At 65.5% G+C, this 23,549-nt stretch carries 19 protein-coding genes; 10 read left to right on the forward strand and 9 right to left on the reverse strand.

The window, feature by feature from the left end:
* The first annotated feature begins 12 nt into the window (after window positions 1-12).
* The 3 genes from ML401_RS11430 to ML401_RS11440 are packed head-to-tail and all read left to right on the forward strand — an operon-like array spanning window position 13 to window position 5,763.
* Window positions 13-807 carry an ImuA family protein gene (locus tag ML401_RS11430; RefSeq protein ID WP_285811986.1) on the forward strand — a complete coding sequence of 265 codons (795 nt, stop codon included), beginning with the start codon at window positions 13-15 and terminating at the stop codon, window positions 805-807.
* On the forward strand, window positions 698-2,287 hold the full coding sequence (locus ML401_RS11435; RefSeq protein ID WP_285811987.1) for a DNA polymerase Y family protein: 1,590 nt from the start codon (window positions 698-700) through the stop codon (window positions 2,285-2,287). The genes ML401_RS11430 and ML401_RS11435 overlap by 110 nt, the downstream gene beginning before the upstream one ends.
* Window positions 2,284-5,763, forward strand: a complete 3,480-nt coding sequence (locus ML401_RS11440) for an error-prone DNA polymerase (protein ID WP_285811988.1) — start codon at window positions 2,284-2,286, stop codon at window positions 5,761-5,763. Before ML401_RS11435 ends, ML401_RS11440 begins: the two co-directional genes overlap by 4 nt.
* Window positions 5,764-5,935: 172 nt before the next feature.
* Here ML401_RS11440 and ML401_RS11445 read toward each other — a convergent pair whose 3' ends face one another.
* Together ML401_RS11445 and ML401_RS11450 are read right to left on the reverse strand one after the other, a co-directional pair.
* Complete coding sequence (locus tag ML401_RS11445) at window positions 5,936-6,706, reverse strand: SDR family NAD(P)-dependent oxidoreductase (protein ID WP_285811989.1); 771 nt, start codon at window positions 6,704-6,706, stop codon at window positions 5,936-5,938.
* 199 nt (window positions 6,707-6,905) lie between these two features.
* The gene (locus tag ML401_RS11450; protein WP_285811990.1) at window positions 6,906-7,193 is read right to left on the reverse strand and encodes a hypothetical protein; all 288 of its coding nucleotides are present in this window, start codon (window positions 7,191-7,193) and stop codon (window positions 6,906-6,908) included.
* 57 nt (window positions 7,194-7,250) lie between these two features.
* Between ML401_RS11450 and ML401_RS11455 the strand changes: the two genes are divergently transcribed.
* The 3 genes from ML401_RS11455 (at window position 7,251) to ML401_RS11465 (ending at window position 13,199) form a co-directional block, all read left to right on the forward strand.
* Window positions 7,251-8,663, forward strand: coding sequence for a CoA transferase (locus ML401_RS11455; protein ID WP_285811991.1), 1,413 nt, complete (start codon window positions 7,251-7,253; stop codon window positions 8,661-8,663).
* A gap of 145 nt (window positions 8,664-8,808) precedes the next feature.
* Entirely contained in the window at window positions 8,809-10,053 is a 1,245-nt protein-coding gene (locus ML401_RS11460; RefSeq protein ID WP_285811992.1) for an efflux RND transporter periplasmic adaptor subunit, read from the forward strand.
* Window positions 10,054-10,082: 29 nt separating this feature from the next.
* On the forward strand, window positions 10,083-13,199 hold the full coding sequence (locus tag ML401_RS11465) for an efflux RND transporter permease subunit (protein WP_212067178.1): 3,117 nt from the start codon (window positions 10,083-10,085) through the stop codon (window positions 13,197-13,199).
* 3 nt (window positions 13,200-13,202) lie between these two features.
* Here ML401_RS11465 and ML401_RS11470 read toward each other — a convergent pair whose 3' ends face one another.
* From ML401_RS11470 to ML401_RS11490, 5 genes are all read right to left on the reverse strand, one after another.
* Window positions 13,203-14,165 (reverse strand): amidohydrolase family protein, encoded by a 963-nt coding sequence (locus tag ML401_RS11470; protein WP_285811993.1) that lies wholly within the window; start codon window positions 14,163-14,165, stop codon window positions 13,203-13,205.
* A 48-nt stretch (window positions 14,166-14,213) separates the two neighbouring features.
* Window positions 14,214-14,771: a hypothetical protein gene (locus tag ML401_RS11475; RefSeq protein WP_211417683.1), complete on the reverse strand. Its 558-nt coding sequence runs from the start codon at window positions 14,769-14,771 to the stop codon at window positions 14,214-14,216.
* Between the two features lie 26 nt (window positions 14,772-14,797).
* Entirely contained in the window at window positions 14,798-16,195 is a 1,398-nt protein-coding gene (locus tag ML401_RS11480; protein ID WP_211417681.1) for a TolC family outer membrane protein, read from the reverse strand.
* 220 nt (window positions 16,196-16,415) lie between these two features.
* Entirely contained in the window at window positions 16,416-17,195 is a 780-nt protein-coding gene (locus ML401_RS11485; protein WP_285811995.1) for an enoyl-CoA hydratase, read from the reverse strand.
* A 146-nt stretch (window positions 17,196-17,341) separates the two neighbouring features.
* Window positions 17,342-18,007, reverse strand: a complete 666-nt coding sequence (locus ML401_RS11490; protein WP_285811996.1) for a hypothetical protein — start codon at window positions 18,005-18,007, stop codon at window positions 17,342-17,344.
* A gap of 291 nt (window positions 18,008-18,298) precedes the next feature.
* On the opposite strand from ML401_RS11490, the gene ML401_RS11495 reads away from it, so the two are divergent.
* Both ML401_RS11495 and ML401_RS11500 read left to right on the forward strand, forming a co-directional pair.
* A complete protein-coding gene (locus ML401_RS11495; protein ID WP_285811997.1) occupies window positions 18,299-18,844 on the forward strand; it encodes a sigma-70 family RNA polymerase sigma factor in 546 nt (181 codons plus the stop codon).
* Between the two features lie 2 nt (window positions 18,845-18,846).
* Window positions 18,847-19,485 carry an NrsF family protein gene (locus tag ML401_RS11500; RefSeq protein WP_212067174.1) on the forward strand — a complete coding sequence of 213 codons (639 nt, stop codon included), beginning with the start codon at window positions 18,847-18,849 and terminating at the stop codon, window positions 19,483-19,485.
* A 10-nt stretch (window positions 19,486-19,495) separates the two neighbouring features.
* Here the strand turns inward: ML401_RS11500 and ML401_RS11505 are convergent, their stop codons facing one another.
* Together ML401_RS11505 and ML401_RS11510 are read right to left on the reverse strand one after the other, a co-directional pair.
* On the reverse strand, window positions 19,496-20,596 hold the full coding sequence (locus ML401_RS11505; protein WP_285811998.1) for a DUF2336 domain-containing protein: 1,101 nt from the start codon (window positions 20,594-20,596) through the stop codon (window positions 19,496-19,498).
* 63 nt (window positions 20,597-20,659) lie between these two features.
* Window positions 20,660-21,817: a GGDEF domain-containing protein gene (locus tag ML401_RS11510; protein WP_211417676.1), complete on the reverse strand. Its 1,158-nt coding sequence runs from the start codon at window positions 21,815-21,817 to the stop codon at window positions 20,660-20,662.
* 455 nt (window positions 21,818-22,272) lie between these two features.
* On the opposite strand from ML401_RS11510, the gene ML401_RS11515 reads away from it, so the two are divergent.
* Together ML401_RS11515 and ML401_RS11520 are read left to right on the forward strand one after the other, a co-directional pair.
* Entirely contained in the window at window positions 22,273-22,842 is a 570-nt protein-coding gene (locus tag ML401_RS11515; RefSeq protein ID WP_259205323.1) for a sigma-70 family RNA polymerase sigma factor, read from the forward strand.
* Complete coding sequence (locus ML401_RS11520) at window positions 22,839-23,534, forward strand: hypothetical protein (protein WP_194407125.1); 696 nt, start codon at window positions 22,839-22,841, stop codon at window positions 23,532-23,534. Before ML401_RS11515 ends, ML401_RS11520 begins: the two co-directional genes overlap by 4 nt.
* The last annotated feature ends 15 nt before the right edge of the window (window positions 23,535-23,549 follow it).

The following is a 23,549-nucleotide window of genomic DNA, read 5'->3' on the forward strand; positions in this document are numbered from 1 at the left end:
GGAGCGGCGAGCATGAGCGGCGCACGTCTAAGCGCGCTTGCGACCTTGCGCGGCCAGATCGAACGCATCGAGACCGCGGAGATCGTGCATCAGCACGACCGCGTCGCGCTCGGCCATAACGAGGTCGATGCCGTGCTGAAGGGCGGGCTCGCGCGCGCGGCGATCCACGAGGTGTTTTGCGAGGGGCGGCAGGGTACGACCGCCACAGGATTCGTCATGGGGCTTGCGGGACGCGTGAGCGCGCAGCGGCCGCTGTTGTGGGTGCGGCAGGATTTTTCGGAGCTGGAAGCCGGCGCGCTGTCGATGAGCGGGCTCAAAGAGCTCGGCCTCGACCCGCGCCGCGTGGTGATGGTGCGCGCCGCCGATGTCGAGAGCGCGCTGCGCACCTCGGCCGATGCGCTTGCCTGCGACGCGCTGGGGGCCGTCGTGCTCGAGCTCTGGGGCGAGACCAGGCAGTTCGATCTCGTGGCGAGCCGCAAGCTGACACTGGCCGCGCAAGGCTCCGGCGTCACGGGTCTCTTGCTGCGCATGGCGGCGCAGCCGCTGCCCTCGACCGCAGAGACCAGGTGGATGTTGCGCGCGGCGCATTCGCCGCCGGGAGCTGTGTGGAGTGCCTGGGGCACGCCGCGCTTCGATGCCGAGCTCTTGCGCAATCGTCATGGCCCCTGCGGCCGGTGGATCATGGAATGGAATTGTGATGAGTGCCAGTTCAGTGAGCCGAAGGCGTATTCTCAGCCTGTGGCTGCCGCGCCTGCCCATCGACCGGATCCAGCGGTTCTTGCAGGGGAGCGGCGGCGCGCAGGATGAACCCGGCATCGTCGTCATCAAGGACAACAATGCGCTGGTGATCCATGCGCTGGACGAGGCCGCCGAGCGCCTCGGCCTGTATATCGGTCAGCCGCTGGCGAATGCGCGGGCGATGTGTCCGGATTTGCGTGTGTTCGACGCCGATGTCGTGGCCGATGCGAAGACGCTCAGCGACATCGCCGATTGGTGCGATCGCTTCACGCCGCTGGTGGCGCTCGATCCGCCGCACGGGCTGTTCCTCGATATCACCGGCTGCGCGCATCTGTTCGGCGGCGAGGCTGCGCTGCTCAAGACGCTGGTCCGGGCGCTCGCCCGCCAGGGCTTTGCCGTCGGTGCGGCGATCGCCGGCACGTCGATCTGCGCGCGTACGCTGACGCGGCAGGCATCTGGCAGCATCGTTGCCGATGGCAACGAGGCGGCGGCGATCGAGCGGTTTCCGGTGTCCGCGCTCGGTGCGGACGAGGCCATCACCACCGGCTTGCGCCGCGCCGGCCTCAAGACCATCGGCGACGTCGCATCGCGCAGCGCCTCCGAGATCACGGCGCGGTTCGGCGCCCGGTTCTCCACGCTGCTCGCGCATGCGCTGGGGCAGGGCGATGCGCCGATCAGCCCGCGCAAGCCGCTGCCCGATTACATCGTCGAGAAGCGCTTTGCCGAACCGATCGCGACCGACACCATGATCGCGATGACGCTGTCGCGGCTCGCCGAGACCTTGATCGCATCGATGGAGAAACAGGGCAAAGGTGCGCGGCGGCTGGAGGCCGCCTTCTTCCGCACCGACGGCGTGGTGCGCGCCATCATGGTCGAGACCGGACGTCCCGTGACGCGAAGCGCGGTGATCGACCGCCTGTTCCGCGAGCGGCTCGATGCGCTTGCCGATCCGCTCGATCCCGGTTTCGGCTTCGACATGGTGCGCCTGTCGGCGAGCCGCACCGAGATCGTGGTGCAGGAGCAGCGCGATCTCGACGCCCATGTTCATGACAATGACGAGCTCGCCGCGCTGATCGACCGCATCGCCGCGCGCATCGGGGGGAAACGCGTCGTCGTGCACCTGCCGGAGGATACCCATATTCCTGAATGTGCGGTGATGGCCGCGCCGGCGCAGCATCATCTCGCAGCCTCCATGCAGGCCGAATGGCCCGCGCGTGTCGAGAGCGAGCCGCCGCTGCGTCCCCTGAGGTTGTTCGACAAGCCGGAGCCGATCAAGGTGCCGTTCGCGGCCGTGCCGGATGGTCCGCCGCATCAATTCACCTGGCGCCGCGCGCTCCATGCCGTGGTGCGGGTGGAGGGGCCGGAACGCATCGCGATGGAATGGTGGCGGCAGGACGGCAAGCAGCTGACGCGGGATTATTTCCGCATCGAGGATGCCGAGGGCCTGCGCTTCTGGATCTTTCGCGACGGTCTTTACGAGGGGGAAGTGTTCGATGGCGATGGCAAGCCCGCTTCTCCCGGCTGGTATGTGCACGGTCTCTTCGCATGACGTCCCCCGCCTATGCCGAGATCGGCATCACCACGAACTTCTCTTTCCTGCGCGGCGGCTCGGATCCGCGCGCCTATGTGCGTCAGGCGAGCGAGCTCGGCCTTCCCGCGATCGGGATCGCCGACCACAACACGCTAGCCGGCGTGGTGCGGGCGTGGAGTGAGCTCGACAACGATAAGGTGGTGCACAAGCCGAAACTGCTGATCGGCGCGCGCATCGTCTTCAGCGACGGCACGCCCGACATTCTGGTCTACCCGCGCGACCGCGCCGCCTATGGCCGGCTGTGCCAGCTCCTGACCCGGGGCAAGCGTGGCGACGACATCACGCGGATCGAGAAGGGCGAGTGCCGTCTCGCCTTTGCCGATCTCCTGGAGTTTTCGGAAGGACAGCTCCTGGTTCTGACGCTGCCGCATCGCTTCGAGCCGGTGCAGGCGCTGGATGTTCTCGCAAAGCTGAAAGCGAGCCGCGCCGAAGGCGTGTGGCTGGCGGCGAGCCTGGTCTATCGCGGTGACGACCGCCGCCGCCTCGCGCGGCTCGATGATCTCGCCTCGAAGGCAAAGGTGCCGCTGCTCGCGACCAACGAGGTGCTCTATCACGATCCCGCACGCCGTCCTCTGCAGGACGTGCTGACCTGTATCCGGGAAAAGACCACGATCGAAGCTGTGGGGCGGAAGCTCGAGGCCAATGCCGAACGGTTCTTGAAGACGCCGCGCGAGATGGCGCGGCTGTTCCGAGATTTCCCCGAGGCGATCGCGGAGACCATGCGCTTTGCGGACGCAATCGACTTCTCGCTCGACCAGCTCAAATACCAATATCCTGACGAGCCGGTGCCGCCCGGGAAGACCGCGCAGGGGCATCTGGAAGATTTGACCTGGGCAGGCGTCGACAAATATTTCGGCGGTATCGATAATATTGACGCAAAGCTGAGCGCCACGCTGAAGAAGGAGCTCGCGCTGATCGCCGAGCTGAAATACGCGCATTACTTCCTCACCGTGCATGACATCGTGCACTACGCGCGCAGCCAGAACATTCTGTGTCAGGGGCGGGGATCGGCGGCGAATTCGGCCGTGTGCTACGTGCTCGGCATTACCTCGGTCGATCCGACCAAGGTCGATCTGCTGTTCGAGCGCTTCATCTCCAAGGAGCGGCTGGAGCCGCCCGATATCGACGTCGATTTCGAGCATTCGCGCCGCGAGGAGGTGATGCAATATGTCTATCGCCGCTACGGCCGTCACCGCGCCGCGATCATCGCCACCGTCATCCATTATCGCCCGCGCAGTGCCATTCGCGACGTCGGCAAGGCACTGGGCCTGACCGAGGACGTCACCGCCGCGCTCGCCGACACCGTCTGGGGCAGCTGGGGCAAGGGCCTCAACGACATGCAGGTCCGGCAGGCCGGGCTCGATCCCAAAAACCCCATGATCAACCTCGCGGTCGAGCTTGCGACCGAGCTGATCGAATTCCCGCGCCACCTTTCCCAGCATGTCGGCGGCTATGTGCTGACGCAAGACCGGCTCGACACCTATGTGCCGATCGGCAACGCCGCGATGGACGATCGCACCTTCATCGAATGGGACAAGGACGACGTCGACGCTCTCAGCATGATGAAGGTCGACGTGCTCGCGCTGGGCATGCTGACCTGCATCCGCAAGTGCTTTGATCTGATCGACCAGCACAAGGGCGAGCGCTACGCGCTCGCGGATATCAAGGGAGAAGATGACGACGAAGTCTATCAAATGCTGCAGCGGGGAGAGTCGCTTGGGGTGTTCCAGGTCGAGAGTCGCGCCCAGATGAACATGCTGCCGCGCCTGAAGCCGCGGACGTTTTACGACCTCGTCATCGAAGTCGCGATCGTGCGGCCCGGGCCGATCCAGGGCGACATGGTGCACCCTTACTTAAGGCGTCGGAAAATGAAGCCGGAGGATATCGAGTATCCTTATCCGAAGGGTGGCAACAAGAACGAGCTCCGTGAGGTCCTGCACAAAACACTCGGTGTGCCCCTGTTCCAGGAGCAGGCCATGCGGATTGCGATCGTGGCCGCAGAGTTCACCTCGGAAGAGGCCAACGGATTGCGGCGTGCCATGGCAACGTTCCGCAACGTCGGGACCATCGGCAATTTCGAAGAGAAAATGATCGGCAATATGATCCGTCGAGGGTACGATCCTCAATTCGCGCGAAACTGCTTCGACCAGATCAAAGGCTTTGGTTCCTACGGCTTTCCCGAGAGTCATGCGGCGAGCTTCGCGCAGCTCGTCTACATCTCGTCATGGCTGAAATACCATCACCCTGACGCGTTCTGCTGCGGCCTGCTGAACTCGCAGCCCATGGGCTTTTACGCCCCGGCGCAGATCGTCGGCGATGCCCGCAAGAACGGCGTCGAGATTCGTGACATCGACGTATCCTATAGCTTTGCGCAAAACACGCTGGAGGAGGGGAACGGCAAATATTGCGCGGTGCGTCTCGGCTTCCGTCAGATCGACGGATTCCACTGGCTGGACGAGGATGAGGAGCGGCTGAAGCGCTCTCAGCTGTCATTCCGGGGCGCACCACGTGGCGCGAGCCCGGAATCCATCGGGCCGCATACGCCTGGAGGAATGGATTCTCAGATGCGCAATTGCGCATCAGAGCTCGACGCTGACGCGTCCCGGAATGATAGGAAGGAAGACTGGGCCGACCGCATCGTCGCCGCCCGCAAGCGCCGGCCCTTCACCTCGCTGGAAGACTTTGCCCGCGACACCGGTCTGCCCAAGCGCGCGCTGATCCTGCTGGCGGATGCCGACGCCTTCCGCTCGCTCGGGCTCGACCGCCGCGAAGCGCTGTGGCAGGTGCGGCGGCTGCCTGACGATGTACCGCTGCCGCTGTTCGAGGCGGCGACCGCCCGCGAGCAACCGGACGAGCATGCCAAGCCGCTGCCTGAGATGCCGCTCCCCGAGCAGGTTGTCGCGGATTACCAGACCATCCGGCTGTCGCTGAAGGGCCATCCGATGGAATTCCTGCGCGAGATGTTTTCGCGCGAGCGGATCGTCGCCTGCAGGGAGATCATCCACGAGAACGAGCGGCGCCGCGTCCGCTGCGCGGGTGTGGTGCTGGTCCGGCAGCGGCCGGGCAGCGCCAGCGGCGTCGTGTTCATGACGCTGGAGGACGAAACCGGCATCGCCAATGTCGTGGTGTGGCCCAAGATCATGGAGCAGTACCGGAAAGAAGTGATGGGCGCGCGCCTCATCGAGGTTCACGGCTATATCCAGAGCAGCCCCGAAAAGGTGACGCATCTGATCGCCCAGCGCATGATCGACCGCTCGCACGATCTGGTCGGTCTTGCCAACGATGCGCTGAGCCGCAAGCATTCGGCGCCGGCAGGCGCCACACTGGTCGAGCCGCTCAATGAAGACCCCCGCGCGCTCGCGGACATGCCCGCGCAAAAGATCCGCCACCCCCGGAACGTGCGCATCCTGCCGCCGTCGCGGGATTTCCATTGAGGGATGGCGCGGGATGCCTCTACACCGTCATTGCGACGACGGTGCGCCACACTCTCGGTCGTCATGCCCGGGCTTGACCCGGGCATCCACGTTGTTCAGCGAGCGCGGCAACGCGTGGATGGCCGGGACAAGCCCGGCCATGACGGAAGAGAGAGCCCGGCAAGCCGCATCCTCAAAAATTCACCCGGTTCGAGATCGCCCCATCCACGACGAGATTCGATCCCGTGGTGAATCCCGACACCGGGCTCGCCAGAAACACCGCGGCGTTCGCGATGTCCTGCGGCGTTGCCATGCGGCCGGTCGGATTGCGCTTCATCGCGTCGTTGTAACGCTCGGGCATGTTCTTCTCGATCATCTCCCAGACGCCGCCTTTGAAATAGACCGTGCCGGGCGACACGACATTCACGCGGATCTTCTTCCTGGCGTATTGCCGCGCCAGTCCCTTGGCCATGTGGATCAGCGCCGCCTTGATCGGGCCGTAGGAGCTGGCCGTGTCGGCCTGCGCTGCCGAGATCGAGGAAATGATGACGAAGGCGGCGTCGCCGCTGCTCGTCCCACTGGCCTCGAGAAGCGGCCGCGCGGCGTCGAACGCGTGCACGGCACCGAGCACGTCGAGCCGGAAATTCTGCTCCCACGATGCAGGATCGTGGCCCTGCGCCATCGCGCCGGCATTGGCGAACAAAAGGTCTACGCCGCCAAGCTCCTTGGCCGCGCCCTCGATCCAGGATTTCAGCGCCGCGCCGTCGGTGACGTCGACCGCGCCGCCGGTCGCCTTGATGCCGCTCGCCTTCAGTTCCGCGACAGTGGCCGCGACCTGATCGGCGTTGCGCGCGCACACCGCGACATTGGCGCCTTCACCGGCGAGCGTCGCCGCGATCGCCCGCCCGATGCCGCGCGTGCCGCCGAGGACGATGGCGTTCTTGCCTTTGAGACCGAGATCCATTGTTGGCTCCTTTTTGTTGGTGCCGCGAGTGTAGCTGTTTCAGGAGATCCGCATAAGCCTCCACATCGTCATTGGAGCTAACGGTCCGCGCGAAGCGCGGCCCGATGACAGGCTCCGCGAAGCAATCCAGAAATGCGTCCGCGGAAACAGTCTGGATTGCTTCGTCGCAAGAGCTCCTCGCAATGACGGGGAGAGACCCTCACTCCGGCGCCGCTCCCACCGGCGGACCGCCGGGCGGGCGGTGCAGGAAGGTCAGCGAGGCATAGGCGCCGGCCCAGGAGCCGATGGCCGCGAAAGCGACGTAGAACGCGTTTTCGGTGTAGCTGATCACGGCATAGGAGGAGAGCAGGTACCAGATCGCGCTCCAGTTCGCCGCCGGAATGCGCTTGCGCGCGATCACGGCCGAGGTGAACATGACATAGACGGCATCGGTGGCCGCCGTCGCGATGAATACGGCACCTGCGATGAGGGGATCGATGGCGGCCATTGCAAACCTTTCTGTGAACGTGACATGGTCGGGAAAACTAAAGGGAGAGAAGCGGCCATGCAAAGCCCCGCCGACATTCTCAAGGACATCTGGACCTCTGCAGGTGGTGACGCGGCCGCCCTCGATCGCGTGCGGCTGACCGGCGAGGAGCCTCAAATCCCGTCCTCGTTTCGCGTCGCGGTCGCCGGGCAGACGACGATAGCTGCCGCCGGCCTTGCTGCTGCTGAAATCTGGCGGCTGCGCAGCGGCGAGACGCAGCAAGTTTCCGTCGACATGCGCCACGCCGTCGCCGAATGCCGCTCCGAGCGCTATCTCCGTCTCGACGACAAACCGCCGCCGCCGGCCTGGGACGCCATCGCCGGCGTCTACAGGACCGGCGATGGCCGCTTCGTTCGCTGCCACACCAACTTCCCGCACCATCGTGACGCCGTCTGCAAGGTGCTTGCTTGCGAGCCGGAGCGCGACAAGGTGCAGGCGGCGCTCATGCATTGGAAGGGCGAGGATTTCGAGACTGCGGCTTACGCCGCGGGCGGCGTCGTTGCCCTGATGCGCAGCTACGACGAATGGTCCGCGCTGCCGCAGGCGCGCGCGCTTGCGCAATTGCCGCTGATCTCGATCGAAAAGATCGGCGAAGCCGCGCCGAAGCCGTGGCCACAAGGATCATCGAGCAACGATCGTCCGCTTTCGGCCCTTCGCGTGCTCGATCTCTCCCGTGTCATCGCAGGTCCCGTCGCCGGCCGCACGCTCGCCGCGCACGGTGCTGATGTGCTGCTGGTGTCGGGTCCGGAGCTGCCCGCCATCGACTGGCTCACCATCGACACCGGCCGCGGCAAGCTCACCACCTTCATCGAACTGAAGAGCGAGGTGGGCAGGGCGCAGTTGAGCGAATTGCTGGCGGATGCCGACATCTTCTCGCAAGGCTATCGTCCGCATGCGCTTGCCGCGATCGGATTCGCGCCGGAGGATGCAGCTAAGATCAATCCCGGCATCGTCTATGTCACGCTGTCGGCCTATGGCCATGCCGGTCCTTGGGCCGAGCGCCGCGGCTTCGATTCGCTCGTGCAGACCACGACCGGATTCAACCACGCCGAAGGGCGCGCGGCCGGCCTCGATGGTCCCAAGGAATTGCCGGCGCAGATGCTCGACCACGCCACCGGCTATCTGATGGCGTTCGGTGCGATGATGGCCAAGGCGCGTCAGGCCAGCGAGGGCGGCAGCTGGCACGTACGCGTGTCGCTGGCGCAGACCGGGCGCTGGCTCTGGAATCTCGGGCGGCTCGACGGCGGACTGAACACCCCGGATCTTACGGGCGAGGCCGTACATGCTGCGTTCATCGAGAGCATGCCATCTGGCTTCGGCATGTTGAAGGCGGTGCGCCATTCAGCGCTGCTGTCGACGACACCGGCACAATGGTCTCGTCCGGCGATGCCGCTCGGCTCTCATCCGGCACGGTGGCCGGAGCGAAGCTGACGTGAAGCTGACACGTCGCAAAAATTTAACGCAAACCGAAAGGTGCGCAGCGTTTTTTAGGTTGTCTGAAATCCTAATTCGGCACTATTAGCGCAACCGATAAGGCAGGTACCTGCCGAGATCGTCGCAGACACGACCGGGCTCCATGGTAGTTCAAAATACCAAGCTATTGCAGGTGTTTACAAAACAACGGGTGATCACATCCGTAGTTCTACTAGCTCTTGCCGGCGCCGGTGCCTACGGTTTCCTGTCCTTGAGCCCCAAGGAAAAGAAGCACTCCGAGATCTCCAGCCAGTCGCGCAGGAATGCGCAGAACTTCACGCCGACGCCGTCCGAATGGGCGACGCTGACGATCGAGCCGGTCAAGGCCAGGGCCTTCCGCGCCGAATACGTCACCGAAGGCAAGGTCGCCGTCGACGAGGACCGTTCGACGCCGGTGTTCTCGCCCTATGCCGGCCGCGTCACCAAGCTGCTGGCCAAGCCGGGTGAGACGCTGAAGCAAGGTCAACCGTTGTTCACAATCGAGGCCGCCGACACGGTGCAGGCCCAGAACGATTTCATCGCGGCGATGACCTCGCAGAACAAGGCGAAGTCGGCGCTCGAACTTTCCGATATCCAGTACAAGCGCGCCAAGGACCTCTATGAGGGCCATGCCATTCCGCTGAAGGACTATCAGCAGGCGGAAGCGACGCAGGTTCAGGCGCGCAACGACATGCGCTCCTCGCAGACCGCGCTCGAGGCCGCGCGCAACAAGCTCCGCATCCTCGGCTTCACCGACGAGACCATCAAGGCGTTCCAGGACAAGGGCGCCATCAATCCGGAAGTCACGATCTATTCGCCGATCGCCGGCACGGTGGTGCAGCGCAAGATCGGCCCCGGCCAGTACGTCAATTCCGGTGCCAGCGATCCGGTCTTCGTGATCGGTGACCTCTCCACGGTCTGGCTCACCGCCTTCGTGCGCGAGAGCGACGCGGCCGCCGTGTGCATCGGGCAGGACATCACCGTCAACGTGATGGCGCTGCCGGGCCGGCCGCTGACCGCCAAGATCAATTACGTCGCCGCCGCCATCGATCCCAACACCCGCCGCCTGCTGGTCCGCGCCACCATCGACAACAAGGACGGCCTGCTCAAGCCGGAGATGTTCGCAAACGTCACGATCTATTCGGCCGGCGACCGCGCCGCACCGGCCGTGCCGAAACAGGCCCTGATCTATGAAGCCGACAAGGTCCGTATCTGGGTCGCGCGTGAGGACAAATCGGTCGAGCTGCGCCAGATCAAGATCGGCCTCATCAACGGCAACCTCGTCGAAGTCACCAGCAATCTGAAACCCGGCGAGCAGATCGTCACCAAGGGCAGCCTGTTCATCGACCGCGCGGCGTCCGGCAGCTGATCGACGACCCAAGAAAATTGAAGACCTGAATGGATCGTCTCGTCGCCCTTGCCGTCAACCGGCGCTTCCTGATGGTCGGCATGTTCGTCGCTGTCTTGATCGGCGGCGTGATCGCGTTCAACCAGCTCAACATCGAGGCCTATCCCGATCCGACCCCGCCGATGGTCGACATCGTGACGCAGAGCCCCGGACTGTCGGCGGAGGAGATCGAGCGCTACATCACGATCCCGATCGAGACCCAGGTCGCAGGCCTGAAGAACGTCACGACCATCCGCACCATCTCGCTCTACGGTCTCTCCGACGTCAAGATTCAGTTCTCCTTCGCCTACACCTATGACGAGGCGTTGCAGCAGGTGTTGAACCGCCTGGCGCAGCTCGCGCCGCTGCCGGGCAACGTGCAGCCGCAGATTTCGCCGCTGAGCCCGATCGGCGAGATCTTCCGCTACCGCCTCGTGGGGCCGCCGAACTACAGCGTGCTCGATCTCAAGACCATTCAGGACTGGATCCTGCAGCGCCGCTTCCGCGCCGTGCCAGGGGTCATCGACGTCACCGGCTGGGGTGGCAGAAGCAAGACCTATGAGATCCAGGTCGACTTCAACAAGCTGGTCGCCAACGGGCTGACGCTGCCGCAATTGCTCCAGGCGGTCGGCAATTCCAACGTCAATGTCGGCGGCAACACCGTCAATATCGGCCAGCAGTCGGCCGTGGTGCGCGGCGTCGGCCTGATCCGGTCGATCGACGATCTCGCCAATACCATGGTGGCACAGAGCGGCGGCAATCCGGTGCTGGTGAAGGACGTCGCAACCGTCACCGTCGGCCAGAAGCCGCGCCTCGGCATTGCCGGCCTCGACGAGGCCGACGACATCGTGCAGGGCATCGTCCTGATGCGGCGCGGCGAGCAGAGCTCGCCGACCATCAAGCGGGTCCATCAGCTCGTCCAGACCATCAACAATTCCAGCATCCTGCCGCCCGGCGTGCGCATCGAGCGCATCTACGACCGCGGCGATCTGATCGAGCTCACCACCCATACGGTGCTGCACAACATGGTGGTCGGCATTCTCTTGATCGTGCTGCTGCAGTGGATCTTCCTCGGCGATCTGCGCAGCGCGCTGATCGTCGGCGCCACCATTCCGTTCGCGCTGTTCTTCGCCGTCATCATCCTGGTGCTGCGCGGGGAATCGGCCAATTTGCTGTCGGTCGGCGCGATCGATTTCGGCCTGATCGTCGATGCCACCGTCATCATGGTGGAGGCGATCTTCCGTCGTCTGACGCAGACGACGCCGATGTCGGAATCCGAGCACATGTCCAATGAGACGTTGTTCGGCATGAAGAGCCACGCCATCCTCAGCGCGGCCGCCGACGTCTCGCGCTCGATCTTCTTCGCGGCGGCGATCATCATCGCGGCCTTCCTGCCGCTGTTCACGCTGTCGGGCGTCGAGGGCAACATCTTCGGACCGATGGCCCGCACCTATGCCTATGCGCTGGCCGGCGGGCTGCTTGCGACCTTCACCGTCACGCCGGCGTTGTCCGCGATCATCCTGCCCGCGCATGTCGAGGAAACCGAGACCAGGGTCATGCTGATCCTGCACCGGCTGTACTCGCCGCTGCTGCGATGGGCGGTCGCCAATCGCAGCATCGTGCTTGGCGGTGCGGTCGGCCTCGTGCTGATGACGGTGGCGCTCGCCCGGCTGCTCGGCCTCGAATTCCTGCCGAAGCTGGAAGAGGGCAATCTCTGGATTCGCGCCACGCTGCCGCCGACCATCTCGCTCCAGGAGGGTAACTCCTACGTCAACGAGATGCGCAAGGTGATCCGCGCCCGGCCCGAGGTCGAGTCCGTCGTATCGCAGCACGGCCGTCCCGACGACGGGACCGATGCCGCCGGCTTCTTCAACGCCGAGTTCTTCGCGCCGCTGAAGCCGATCAGCCAATGGCCCGGGACCCGCGACAAGGAAGAGCTGACCGCGCAATTGCTCAAGCAGCTCGACGATCGCTTCCCCGGCGTCGAGTTCAACTTCTCGCAATATCTCCAGGACAACGTCTCCGAAGCCGTCTCCGGCGTGAAGGGCGAGAACTCGATCAAGCTGTTCGGCAGCGACCTCCAGGCGCTGACCGACACCGCCAACAAGATCAAGCAGGTGCTGTCGACCGTGCAGGGCGTCACCGACCTTGCGGTGTTCACCTCGCTTGGCCAGCCGACCGTCCAGATAGACATCGACCGCGCCAAGGCCGCGCGTTATGGCCTTGCGCCGGGCGACATCAATGCCACGATCAAGGTCGCGATCGGCGGCGACACGGCCGGTGACCTCTACGAGCCCGGCAGCGATCGTCACTTCCCGATCATCGTCCGCCTCGCCCCGGAATATCGCAGGAGCGCGGAGGCCATCCAGAATTTGCGGATCGGCGCGCCCGGGCCGAACGGCACCGTCACCCAGATTCCCCTCAGCGAGGTCGCCAATATCAGCCTCGTCTCGGGCGCGGCCTACATCTATCGCGAGCAGCAGGAACGCTATCTGCCGATCAAGTTCTCGGTGCGCGAGCGCGACCTCGGCAGCGCGATCAGCGAGGCCCAGCAGAAGATCGCGGATCAGGTGCAGCTGCCGCCCGGCGCGCACATGGACTGGGTCGGCGAGTTCGGCAATCTCCAGGATGCGATCCGGCGGCTGTCGATCGTGGTGCCGATCTCGCTGGCCCTGATCGGCGTGCTGCTCTGGTTCAATTTCGGCTCGATGACCGACACGCTGCTCGCGATGAGCGTGATCCCGATGGCGATCTTCGGCGGCGTGCTCGGCCTCTTGATATCAGGCACGGCATTCAGCGTCTCCGCGGCGATCGGCTTCATCGCGCTGTTCGGCATCGCCGTGATGGACGGCATCATCATCCTGTCGCAGTTCAACCAGCTCATCGAAGAGGGCATGGACCGCATGACGGCGGTGGTGCGCACCGGAGAGCTACAGCTCCGGCCGGTGCTGATGACATGCGTCGTCGCCGGCGTCGGCCTTCTGCCGGCGGCGCTGTCGGAGGGGATCGGCTCGCAGGTGCAGAAGCCGCTCGCGGTCGTCGTCGTCACCGGCATGATGCTGGCGCCGGTCGTGATCCTCGTGACCTTGCCGGTCCTGATCTCGTTCTTCTCGCGCCGCGCGCGCTGAGCGTCAGAAGCCGTAGAGCCGCGCCGGATTGTCGACCAGGATCTTCTTGCGCACGCCGGCATCCGGCGCCCAGACCGGAAGCTGGTTGAGCAGACATCCGTCGTCGATCTGGTAGAGCGGCGCGATGTCGGTGGCCTTGCGTCCCTCGACCCGGCTTGAATCCGGATGCGGCCAGTCCGTGCCCCAGACGATGCGGTCCGCATTGGCCGCGATCAGCGCCTGCGCATAAGGCACCATGTCCTGATAGTCGGGCGCGAGCTTCGACGAGCGATAGGCGCCGGAGATCTTCACATAGGCCTTGCCGGACTTCACCAGCGCGACGAGATCGGAGAAGCCGGGCTGCTCCAGGCCGCGCTCGGCTTCGAGGCCGCCGAAATGGTCGAACACGACGGGTACCGGAGCCGTCTCGACCAGGTCCTTGATCGCCGAGATCATGGCCAGCGTGGTGTAGAGCTGCACGTGCCAGCCGCGCGCCTTCATGCGCTCGACGGCCGCGGTGAAGCGCGGCCGGCCGACATTGGGGTCGTTGACGCCGCCGGTCGCCAGGTTGAGGCGGATGCCGCGGAAGCCGTCCTGATGCATCGTGTCGAGCTGCGCCTCGGTGGTCTTGTCGTCGATCACGGCGACGCCGCGCGCGGTCGCGCCGCGCGCCTTCATGCCGAACAGGGTCGACGAGTTGTCGGTGCCGTAGACGCTCGGGGTGACGATCACCACGCGCTCGATATGCAGCGCCTTGTGCAGTGCGGCCATTTCTTCGGGGCTGGCGGGCTCGGGCGTGTAGACGCGCCCTGCGAAGAACGGAAATTTTTCGACATCGCCATGGATGTGGGTGTGGCAGTCGCAGGCATGCGCCGGGACGTCGAAATTCACCGGCGTTGCAGGCTGCGCCGCACGGGCGTGGGCTTTGCTGGTCATGGCTACTCCGGCGGCAAGGGAGGCGAAGAGGACGCCGCGTCGGCTGAGCATGGTCTCTCCCTGCATCGTTCTTGAAGACGATGCCGGGACAGTATCACATCAGCCCGGCAACCGTTGCACGTCACTGCATAGCTGCTCAACGAGGTCCGCAAGCGGGCGTGCGCCGTCAACACGCACGACCGGGCAGGACAGGCCAGCGAGCCACGCTTCATGCTTTGCGAGGCTGCGGCCCTCGCGATCTCCGATTTCGTAATGGGACGCCCATTCGATGAAGGCTTCGGTCTCCTCATGACGCCAGCCGCCGGGCGCGACGGCATCAGCACCGAAATGCGCGGCCTCGCGGGCGCGCAATCGCTTCAACCGTAGTTCGCGCGGCGTGACCACGAAGACGACGAGGTCGAAATACGCGACGAGTTCGTCGCCCCAGCCGGTGGCGGTTCCGCTCAAGACCCAGTCGTGCCGCGGCAGGAACATCTCGCGCATCAGACGCAGCCGATCAGCGGCCGGGCGCGTGGTCTGGTAGGGCGGCACGGTCGGAAGCCAGAAGTAATCGTCGCTATCGTGATGTGGCAGTGCAAGCCGGCCGGCAAGCGCGCGACCGAGCGTCGTCACGCCGGCGCCAGAGGCTCCCGTCAGATGGATGCGGCGGCTTTTCATCTGCTCCGCCCCAGATGATTTGAAACTTACTGTCCCGACGGCGTGCGCAGGCCGTGCCAGGCGTCGCGGACCTGGTGGTAGTGCACCTCGGGCAGGTAGTCCGGCGTGTTCAGGCTCAGCGTCTTGACGTCGAGATGGCCGCTCGCGCTGAGCAGCGTGTAGGAGGCGATGACGCGATCGCGCTGCGCGCCGATCAGGCGGGCCTTGGCCTGGATCAGGTCGGCCTGCGAGTTGAGCACGTCCACCGTCGTGCGCTGTCCGCCGGCGGCCTCGCGCTGCACGCCTTGCAGCGCGACGGTCGCGGCCTTCACCTCGGACTCCGACGCGGAGACCGCGACCTTGGCGCCCTCATTGGCAACCCAGGCGCTGACCGCCGCCGTGCGCGCCTGGTTGCGCACCTGGTCGAGCACGAGCCGGCTCTGCGCCGTGATCTCCTTGGCCTGCCGGGTCTGCGCGGCGGCCTGGCCGCCGTCATAGATCGGCGCGGTGACGTTGGCGACGATCGAAGCCTGGTCTTCGGCGAAGGTACCGAGCGTCGGGTCGTTGTTGCGGCTCTTGCTGGCGCTGCCCTGGATGGTGGCGCTCGGCAGCAGCGCGCCTTCGGCGATGCGGATGTTGGTGGAGGCAACGTCGACGTCGAAGCTGGCGGCCATCACTGCCGGATGCTGGCGGATCGCCATCGTCATGGCGTCTTCGCGGCTCTTCGGCAGATAGCGGTCGACGACTTCGGCGGGCCGAAGCTGCGAGGGCGAATTGCCGATCACTTGCGCATAGGTCGCCTGGCTGATGGCAAGCGCGACTTCGGCGGCGTTGAGATCGGCAAGGCCGCGATTGAGGCGCGCCTCGGCCTGCGCGCTGTCGGTCGGCGTGACATCGCCGGCGTTGAGGCGGCGCTGGGTGACCGCGAGCGTCTCGCGCAGGAAGGCGACGTTGGAACGCTGCGCCTCGACCAGCGACTGGTTGGCGAGCACGTTGGTGTAGGCGGTGACCGCGTCGAGCAGGACGCCCTGGCCGACATTGCGCAGCGCCTCGCGGCCCGACTGCACCTGGAGTTCGGCGGCCCGCACATTGTTGGCGGTACGGAACCCGTTGAACAGGGTCTGCGTCACGGTGACGCCGATGATCCATGGCTTCAAATTGCCGGTCTGGATCGTGTTGTCGGGCAAGAGATTGCGCACCGTTTGCAGGCCGGCGCTGAGGCTCGCCACGATCTGAGGCCGGTAACCGGCGAGGGCCTGCGGCACGTTCTCGTCCGTGGCGCGTTGTCGCGCGCGTTCGGCATTGAGCTGCGGGTTGGTCTGGTAGGCCTTGGCCAGCGCCTCCGGCAGGGCTTCGGCCCAGGCGCTGGAGGGCAGGGCGCAACAGAACGCCAGCGTGGTCCATGTCGCAAGCGCAGGACCCACGCCCGATCGATGCCGCGTCATCACGCGACCAGCTCTGGCGGTACGTCCAATCATGTAATCCCGCTTAACCCGGCTGTCCGCCCCCGCCGACGGTGGCCTCTTAACTGTTTAACCAGCCGAGGTCCCGCAGGCAAACTGCCGCGGGGGAAACCCCCATGAAATCCGTGCTTGTTGCAGCTTCGTCACAGGGGGCTTAAGGGAGCGCGGCAGAGCCTTACACCAGCCTGACCGCTCGCCGAAATTACCGGTTCTTGTTCACCGGCTTGCGCTTCTCGATGAACGCCGCCATGCCCTCGGAGCGGTCCTCGAGCGCGAAGGTCGCGTGGAACAGGTTTCGCTCGACGCTCATGCCTTCGGCGAGCGTGGTCTCGAAGGCGCGGTTCACCGCTTCCTTGGCCATCGCGACGGCAGGGCGCGACATCGCGGCGATCTTTTCAGCCGCGGCCATCACCTCGTCCATCAGCTTGTCGGCGGGGACGATCCGGCTGACGAGGCCTGAGCGCTCGGCTTCCGCCGCATCCATCATGCGACCGGTGAGGCACAAATCCATGGCCTTGGACTTGCCGATCGCGCGCGTCAGGCGCTGGGTACCGCCGATGCCGGGAATGGTGCTGAGCGTGATCTCGGGCTGGCCAAACTTTGCGGTGTCGGCGGCGATGATGATGTCGCACATCATGGCGAGCTCGCAGCCGCCGCCGAGGGCATAACCGGCAACTGCCGCAATCGTCGGCTTGCGGCAACGCGCGACGCGGTCGCCGCCGATCGCGGCAAAGTCCTCGGAGAACATGTCGATGAAGCCCTTCGGCTGCATCTCCTTGATGTCGGCGCCGGCGGCAAAGGCTTTCTCGCTGCCGGTCACGACGATGCAGCCGATGGCGTCGTCGGCTTCGAGATCATCGACGGCAGCTGCGATCTCGCGAAAGACTCCGAAGGAGAGCGCGTTGAGCATTTTCGGCCGGTTCAGCTTGATGATGCCGACCGCGCCTTTGCTTTCGACGATGATGTGTTCGAACGTGCTCATGCTCCACCCACGCGTTTGATTGGGCGGGCAATGTGCCCGCTGGCGCGGATGCCTTCAAGGGGGCTCAAGGCCCCGGAACACGCGGCGAGCGCGCGTTCCGGAAGAGGTGTTTCAGACGAAGAATTCGGGCCGGGCCGGGCTCGCAATCACGCCATGAACATGCGTGCGGCGGATGCCAGCGTCAGCAGCGTGCCGACGCCGATGAAGATCTTCCCGATCAGGGAGCTCTGGTCCCAGGCCGAGCTCTGCTGGCTGCTTGCCATCACCGGCGCCGGCCGTGGCTGGGCCTCGGTTGCGGCAATCACCGTCTTCTGCGCCGGCGGGCTGTCCTGTTGCACGGCACGGTCGATGTCGTTGAGCTGATCGGGTGCGACGACCTGGCTCTCGGCGTTCGGGGCGCCGGGATTGTCGGCCGCGGCCTGGACATTGTCGTTGGCGCGGTCCGTCATCGCGGAGGCCGCAGCCGCGGTCGGCGTATCGGCGGCGGCGAGCTGGGCATTGGCATTGGCGACCGCCGGCGGCATCTGGCTCGAGGCCGGCGTGTCATTCTCGGCCTTGGTGTCGGCCTTCGGCTCCTCGGTCTTTGCCGGGGCGTCGGTCTTGTCGTCGGATTTCTGTGCGGTCTTGCTGCTGCTGGTGCGGCGCGACTCATGGCGCCGGTGCTTGCTCGGCTTGGCCGCGTCAGCCTGTTTGCCTGCGCTGTCCGATTTTCCGCCGGTGGCTTGGTCCGGCGCCGCCTGTGCAACGCCTCCGAACAGCACGAAAAGGCCGGCAAGAAGGATCAATGCCGCGCGCCCGCTGGCTTTCATCATGGTGATGATCTCCCCAATTCCGCCCGTCCCGGGAGCGAACAGAGACCCCGGGGCGTGACGACAGCGGGGCAGAAAATGGGAATCTTCGGGCTAGACCGGGCAAAAACGGGGCAAACCCGCCCGCTGCCACCGGCCGCCGGGTGCGGGACGGGCCGATCGGTGTTATGAGCCGTCGCAGAGGTTGACGGCCTTATCGGTCGCGAGGTCCGGGCGTTGATCACGAATTCGTGATCTCGTTCGGCCCGCGTAACAAATTGAACGAACGGCCGAATTGCATGGTGAGGGGCGCGCGTGCGCGGACGTGAGGACGAATGGACCGGCCTGATGCGGTCGGCCATGGCAGGCGATGATGCGGCATATCATCGCCTGTTGAAGGCGATCTCGCCGGTGCTGCGCGCCGCGGCGAGGCGTGGCCTGGCGCGGGCCGGGCAACCCCCTGATCAGGCCGAGGATATCGTGCAGGAGATACTGTTGGCGGTGCACCTGAAGCGGCACACCTGGGACAGCGAGGCCCCCTTCGCCCCCTGGCTGTTCGCGATCGCCCGCAACAAGCTGATCGATGCGCTGAGGCGACGTGGCAGGCGCGTCTTCGTCAACATCGACGATTTCGCCGAGACGCTGCCGGGCGAGACTGCGCAGGAAACAGTCTCTGCGGGCGAGGTCGCAGCGCAACTGGGCACGCTGCCGCAGCGCCAGCGCGACGTGCTGCAGTCGATCGCGGTCGAGAGCGCCTCGATCAAGGACACGGCTTCGAAGTTTTCGATGAGCGAAGGCGCGGTGCGGGTCGCACTGCATCGCGGACTTGCGGCACTAACTGCCAAATTGCGGGACCACTAGTCATGGATACCGACCAACTGATCCGCTCGCTCGCAGCCGACAACGCCCACCGCGCCCCGCGCGTCGGCGCCGTGCTGACCATGGCGCTGCTGGTGGCCGCGCCCTTGTCGATCCTGATTTTCGCGACCTTCCTCGGCGTGCGCGCCGACGTGATGACGGCCATGCGCAACCCGTTCTTCGACATGAAGTTCGCGGTCACGCTGTCGCTCGCGATCCCGGCGATCATCGTCAGCCTGCATCTGTCGCGTCCCGAAGCCCTGATGCGCGGCTGGGGCTGGCTGCTGTTGCTCCCCGTAGGGCTGCTTGCGGTCGCGATCGGCAGCGAGGCGATGATGGCGCCGGCGATGCCGATGACGATGCGGCTGGTGGGCAAGAATTCCAGGGTGTGCCTGCTCGCGATCCCCGCGATGTCGCTGCCGTTGCTCGCGGGTGCGCTATTCGGCCTGCGACATGGTGCACCCTCGCAACCCGCGCTGGCCGGCGCGCTCGCCGGCCTGGTGTCGGCCGGCTTGGCCGCGACGCTCTACGCCTCGCACTGCACCGATGACTCGCCCCTGTTCGTCGCGACCTGGTACACGCTTGCCGCCGCGCTGGTGGCGGCGATCGGCGCGGCGGTCGGATCCAGGGTCCTGCGCTACTGACGAGCCAGTCTCACGCCGGAGTCGTGCCCTGCTGCATGCGGTGGAAGCGCAGCACCTGCTGCGCGGTCGACGAGCGCAGCGCCTCGTAAGTATCGCGCAGCGTCAGCATGTCGGTCTGCGAGCCGCCCGAGAGCTTCTCGCGCATGGCGATGATGGCGCGCACGCTCGGCCAGGTCATGCCCGCGACCTTGGCGAGGATCATCACGCCCTCGGTGCGGCTTTCGATCATCATGGTCTCGGCGGTCTCGACCGGGATGCCCGCGAGCGCGGCGAGCCCCGCATTGGTTTCGTCGAACTTGCCCTGCTCGGCGAAATTGGTGACCTGGAATTCGTTGAGACGGCCGTCCTCGTGCAGCGATTTCACCAGCGCGCGCGCCATCTCGGTCTGCTTGGTCATGGCGGCGGCGCGGACCCTCTGGGCCACTTCCTGGACCACGCTCGACACCTCGTCCGCGAGATCGGGATGCGCGGCCTCGAGCTTCCTGCGCACGCTCAAGGAGGCCTTGGCGACCAGCCTCAGGTAATGATGACGCGGCAGGTCGGGCCGCAGGCCGATGCAGGTGGCGAGGTCGTCGTCCCGTTCGGCGCGGGTGACGAGGTCGGTGAGGCTTCCCTCGGAGAGCCGCGCGCCCGGATTCTTGACGGTCGACTGCACCACGTCCGCGTCGCCGCGCGTCACCAGCACGTCGGTCAGCGCTTCCGACAGCACGCGCCGCAGCGAGATCGCCTTGAGATGCGCCTGGCCCCTCGTGCGCGCGATCTCGATCAGGGTCGTCTCGTCCAGCCGCTCCGATTTCGACAGCACGGGCCCGGAGACCTCGATGACCTCGTCGAGCGCGAGCGTGCGCATGATTTTCGGCGGCGCGGCCGCGATCGGTGCGAGGCGGTCGGCGAGCAGCGCCCTGGCCGACGTCTCGATCTGCTCGGCCAGGCACTGGAATACGTCGTCGAACACGCGGATGTGGTCGTCGGAATAATCCACCGCGTTGCCCACGAAGAGATCGGTGACGCGGCGCAACGTCTCGACCCGGCGCGCCACGGTGCCGTGCGAGAGCGCGGTCTGTAATTCTTCCAGCAGATTCTCGGATGATTTTGCGGATTTGGATCTCATTGCCCTGTCCTGGAGCGCTCGGTCCGGCGGCGGCTTCTGCCGCACCGGAGAAAAATGGATTGGTCAGCTCGTTGCAATGCGGTTGCGCCCTTGCGCCTTGGCGGAATAGAGCGCGCGGTCGGCGCGCGCGAGAAACGTGTCGGCGGTATCATTGTCGCGCAGCGTGACGACGCCCGCGGAAATGGTCACGTGCATGCCCGGAGAGAATGCGCTCCAGTCGAGATCGGCGACGATGCTGCGCAGGCGATCGAGCATGCGCTGGGCGGCGTCGCCCGGGGTGTCCGGCAAAAGCAGCAGGAATTCCTCGCCGCCGTAGCGGCCGAAGCTGTCGGCCGGGCGGATGTTGGCGAAAATGGTGATCGCGAAGGTGCGCAGCACCTCGTCGCCGATGGGATGGCCGTGGGCGTCGTTGATGCGCTTGAACCAGTCGAGATCGATCAGCGCGATCGCGCAAGGCGTCGAGGCCTGTCGCGACTTTTCGATCGCGACGTCGAGGAGGCGCATGATGCAGCGGCGGTTGTAGGAGCCGGTGAGCTCGTCGAGCTCGGCCAGTTCCTCGATGCGCTGATAGGCGGCCTTCAGCTCGATGCTGCGCCGGTACAGGATCTTGCGCAGGGTGGCGCCGAACAGGCCGAGAAAGGCACATTGGCCGATCACCAGCACGAAGCAGAGCATCGAGGCAGTTCGCTCCAGGCGGGTCCCGACCGGCAGTCCGATCGGCAGGTCCGAGCCCAGGAAGACCAGGGCGAGCCCGCAGGTGGCAAGGCCCCAGGTGACCATCGCCTGGCGCGAGGTCATGCGCAGCGTGCCAAACGCGAAGATCAGGAACAGCACGGCGAGGAACGCGACCCCGACCGTCGGCACGGCGAGCAGGAACACCAGCTGCAGCGCCATATGCGCCGAGATCTGGAACACGGTGAGGTAATGATCCTCGAACCGGTCGCCGAAGCCGGCTTCCGACAGCACGGTGAACGTGCCGATGATCAGGAGGCCGCCGAGCCAGAACAGCGACGGAACGGCCATGTCGACCGCGCCGCCAAAGGCGTAGAGCAGCAGGACCGAGGCGCCCAGCGAATAGCTTGCCACCTGGCCGATATACATCTGGCGGCGCTGCCGGGTCCGGCGCGCCTGGACCTCGGAGGCCGCAGCCTCGGGCGCGAGGACGAGATCCGCGACCTCAGCGGCATTCCTCTCGGGAAAGGACGTCGCGGCCGTGCTCATGGTCCCGCCAATGGTGGATGTCAGCGTAAAAATCTACGTGGCAAGCCTTTAGGTTTGGTATCCTTTTGAAACCGAATCCGAACCGTGCAGCACGGAACAAGGTGATGGGCCGGCGGAGGAAATTTTACGGGGATCAGGCATCCGCTGCGATGCGGTCGAGCCAAAGTCGCGCTTGGCGCGACATATGTCGGGCAGGACTGCTGTCGGGCAAAACTGCTATGGGAACCGGATGAGGCCGGGCCGCCTGTGCCGGACAGGCATTCCGCAGGGAAGTATCTCAGTATTATGTTACCGATCTGGATTGTAGCGGCCGACCGCCGCGGGTGGGACGAGAAAAACGCGCGTATGTGGGGTGGATCACACAGGCGCCCGTATGACTGCGGTATGTTGAACAATTTTGCACCCCCCGTCGAACCGTCCGCCGTATCGACCCGACCAACTTTGCGAGACGGCAATTGAGCGTGACACAGGCGGCTTCGGACGAGGTCCTGATCGCCAGGATCGCTCAAGGTGACCGGCTCGCCATGCAGGTGCTGTACGGGCGGCATCATGTCAGGGTGTATCGTTTCGGGCTGAGGCTCGTGCGAGACGAGCAGGCGGCGGAAGACCTCATCAGCGAGGTGTTTCTCGACGTCTGGCGTCAAGCCGGCAAGTTCGAGGGCCGATCCGCCGTTTCCACCTGGCTGCTGGCAATTACCCGGTTCAAGGCCCTGTCTGCGCTCCGGCGCAGGAAGGATTTCGAACTGGACGAAGACGCCGCGAACGCGATTGAGGACACGTCCGACAATCCGGAAACGGTGGTTCAGAAGAAGGATACCAGTGAAGCGTTGCGAGGGTGTCTGACGGGCCTCTCGCCGGAACACAGGGAAATCGTCGATCTCGTCTACTACCACGAGAAGTCCGTGGAAGAGGTGGCCGAAATCGTCGGGATACCCGAGAACACTGTTAAGACGCGCTTGTTCTATGCGCGCAAGAAATTGGCCGAACTGCTGAAGGCAGCCGGCGTTGAGCGAGGCTGGCCATGATGGCTTTGAGCAAGAAGATGCTGGAGCAAGAGCCCAGTGAAATTGAACTGCTGCTGCCCTGGCACGCTGCCGGCACGCTGAACGCGCGCGATGCGCGCCGTGTCGAGGAAGCGCTGGCGCGCGATCCCGAGCTCGCCAAGCAATATGCCGTGATCCGCGGCGAATACGAAGAGACCATTCATTTGAACGAGAGCTTGGGCGCTCCGTCGGCACGCGCGATGCAGAAGCTGTTCGCCGCCATCGACGCCGAGCCGGCGCGGGCGATCGGCTCGCTGCCGCTGTCGGCGCGCATCTCGACCTTCTTCGCGAGCCTGTCGCCGCGCACGCTGGCGTGGTCGGCAAGCCTTGGCGCCGTCGCGCTCGTGCTGCAGGCCGGCATCATCGGCGCCGTGCTGATGAAGAACCAGCCCGCGACCTTCCAGACCGCCTCGCTCTCGACCAGCGCGCCGATCACGCGCGAGCTTGGCAGCGCCACCGCGCCGGCCCGCGCGCTGGTGCGCTTCACGCCCGAGGCGCGCGTCTCCGACATCACCGGGCTGCTCGACAGCTACCAGGCCTCGATCATCGGAGATGCCAAGGGCGGCATGTTCCGCCTCCAGTTCGACAAGGCCATGAACCGGGACGAGCTCGCTTCGCTGCTCGGCAGGATGCAGCGCGAGAAGTTCGTCAACCTTGCCGTCGCGGCGCCCTAGGCGCGCCGCTGAACC

Source organism: Bradyrhizobium sp. 62B (genome assembly GCF_030272265.2).
Classification (GTDB): domain Bacteria; phylum Pseudomonadota; class Alphaproteobacteria; order Rhizobiales; family Xanthobacteraceae; genus Bradyrhizobium.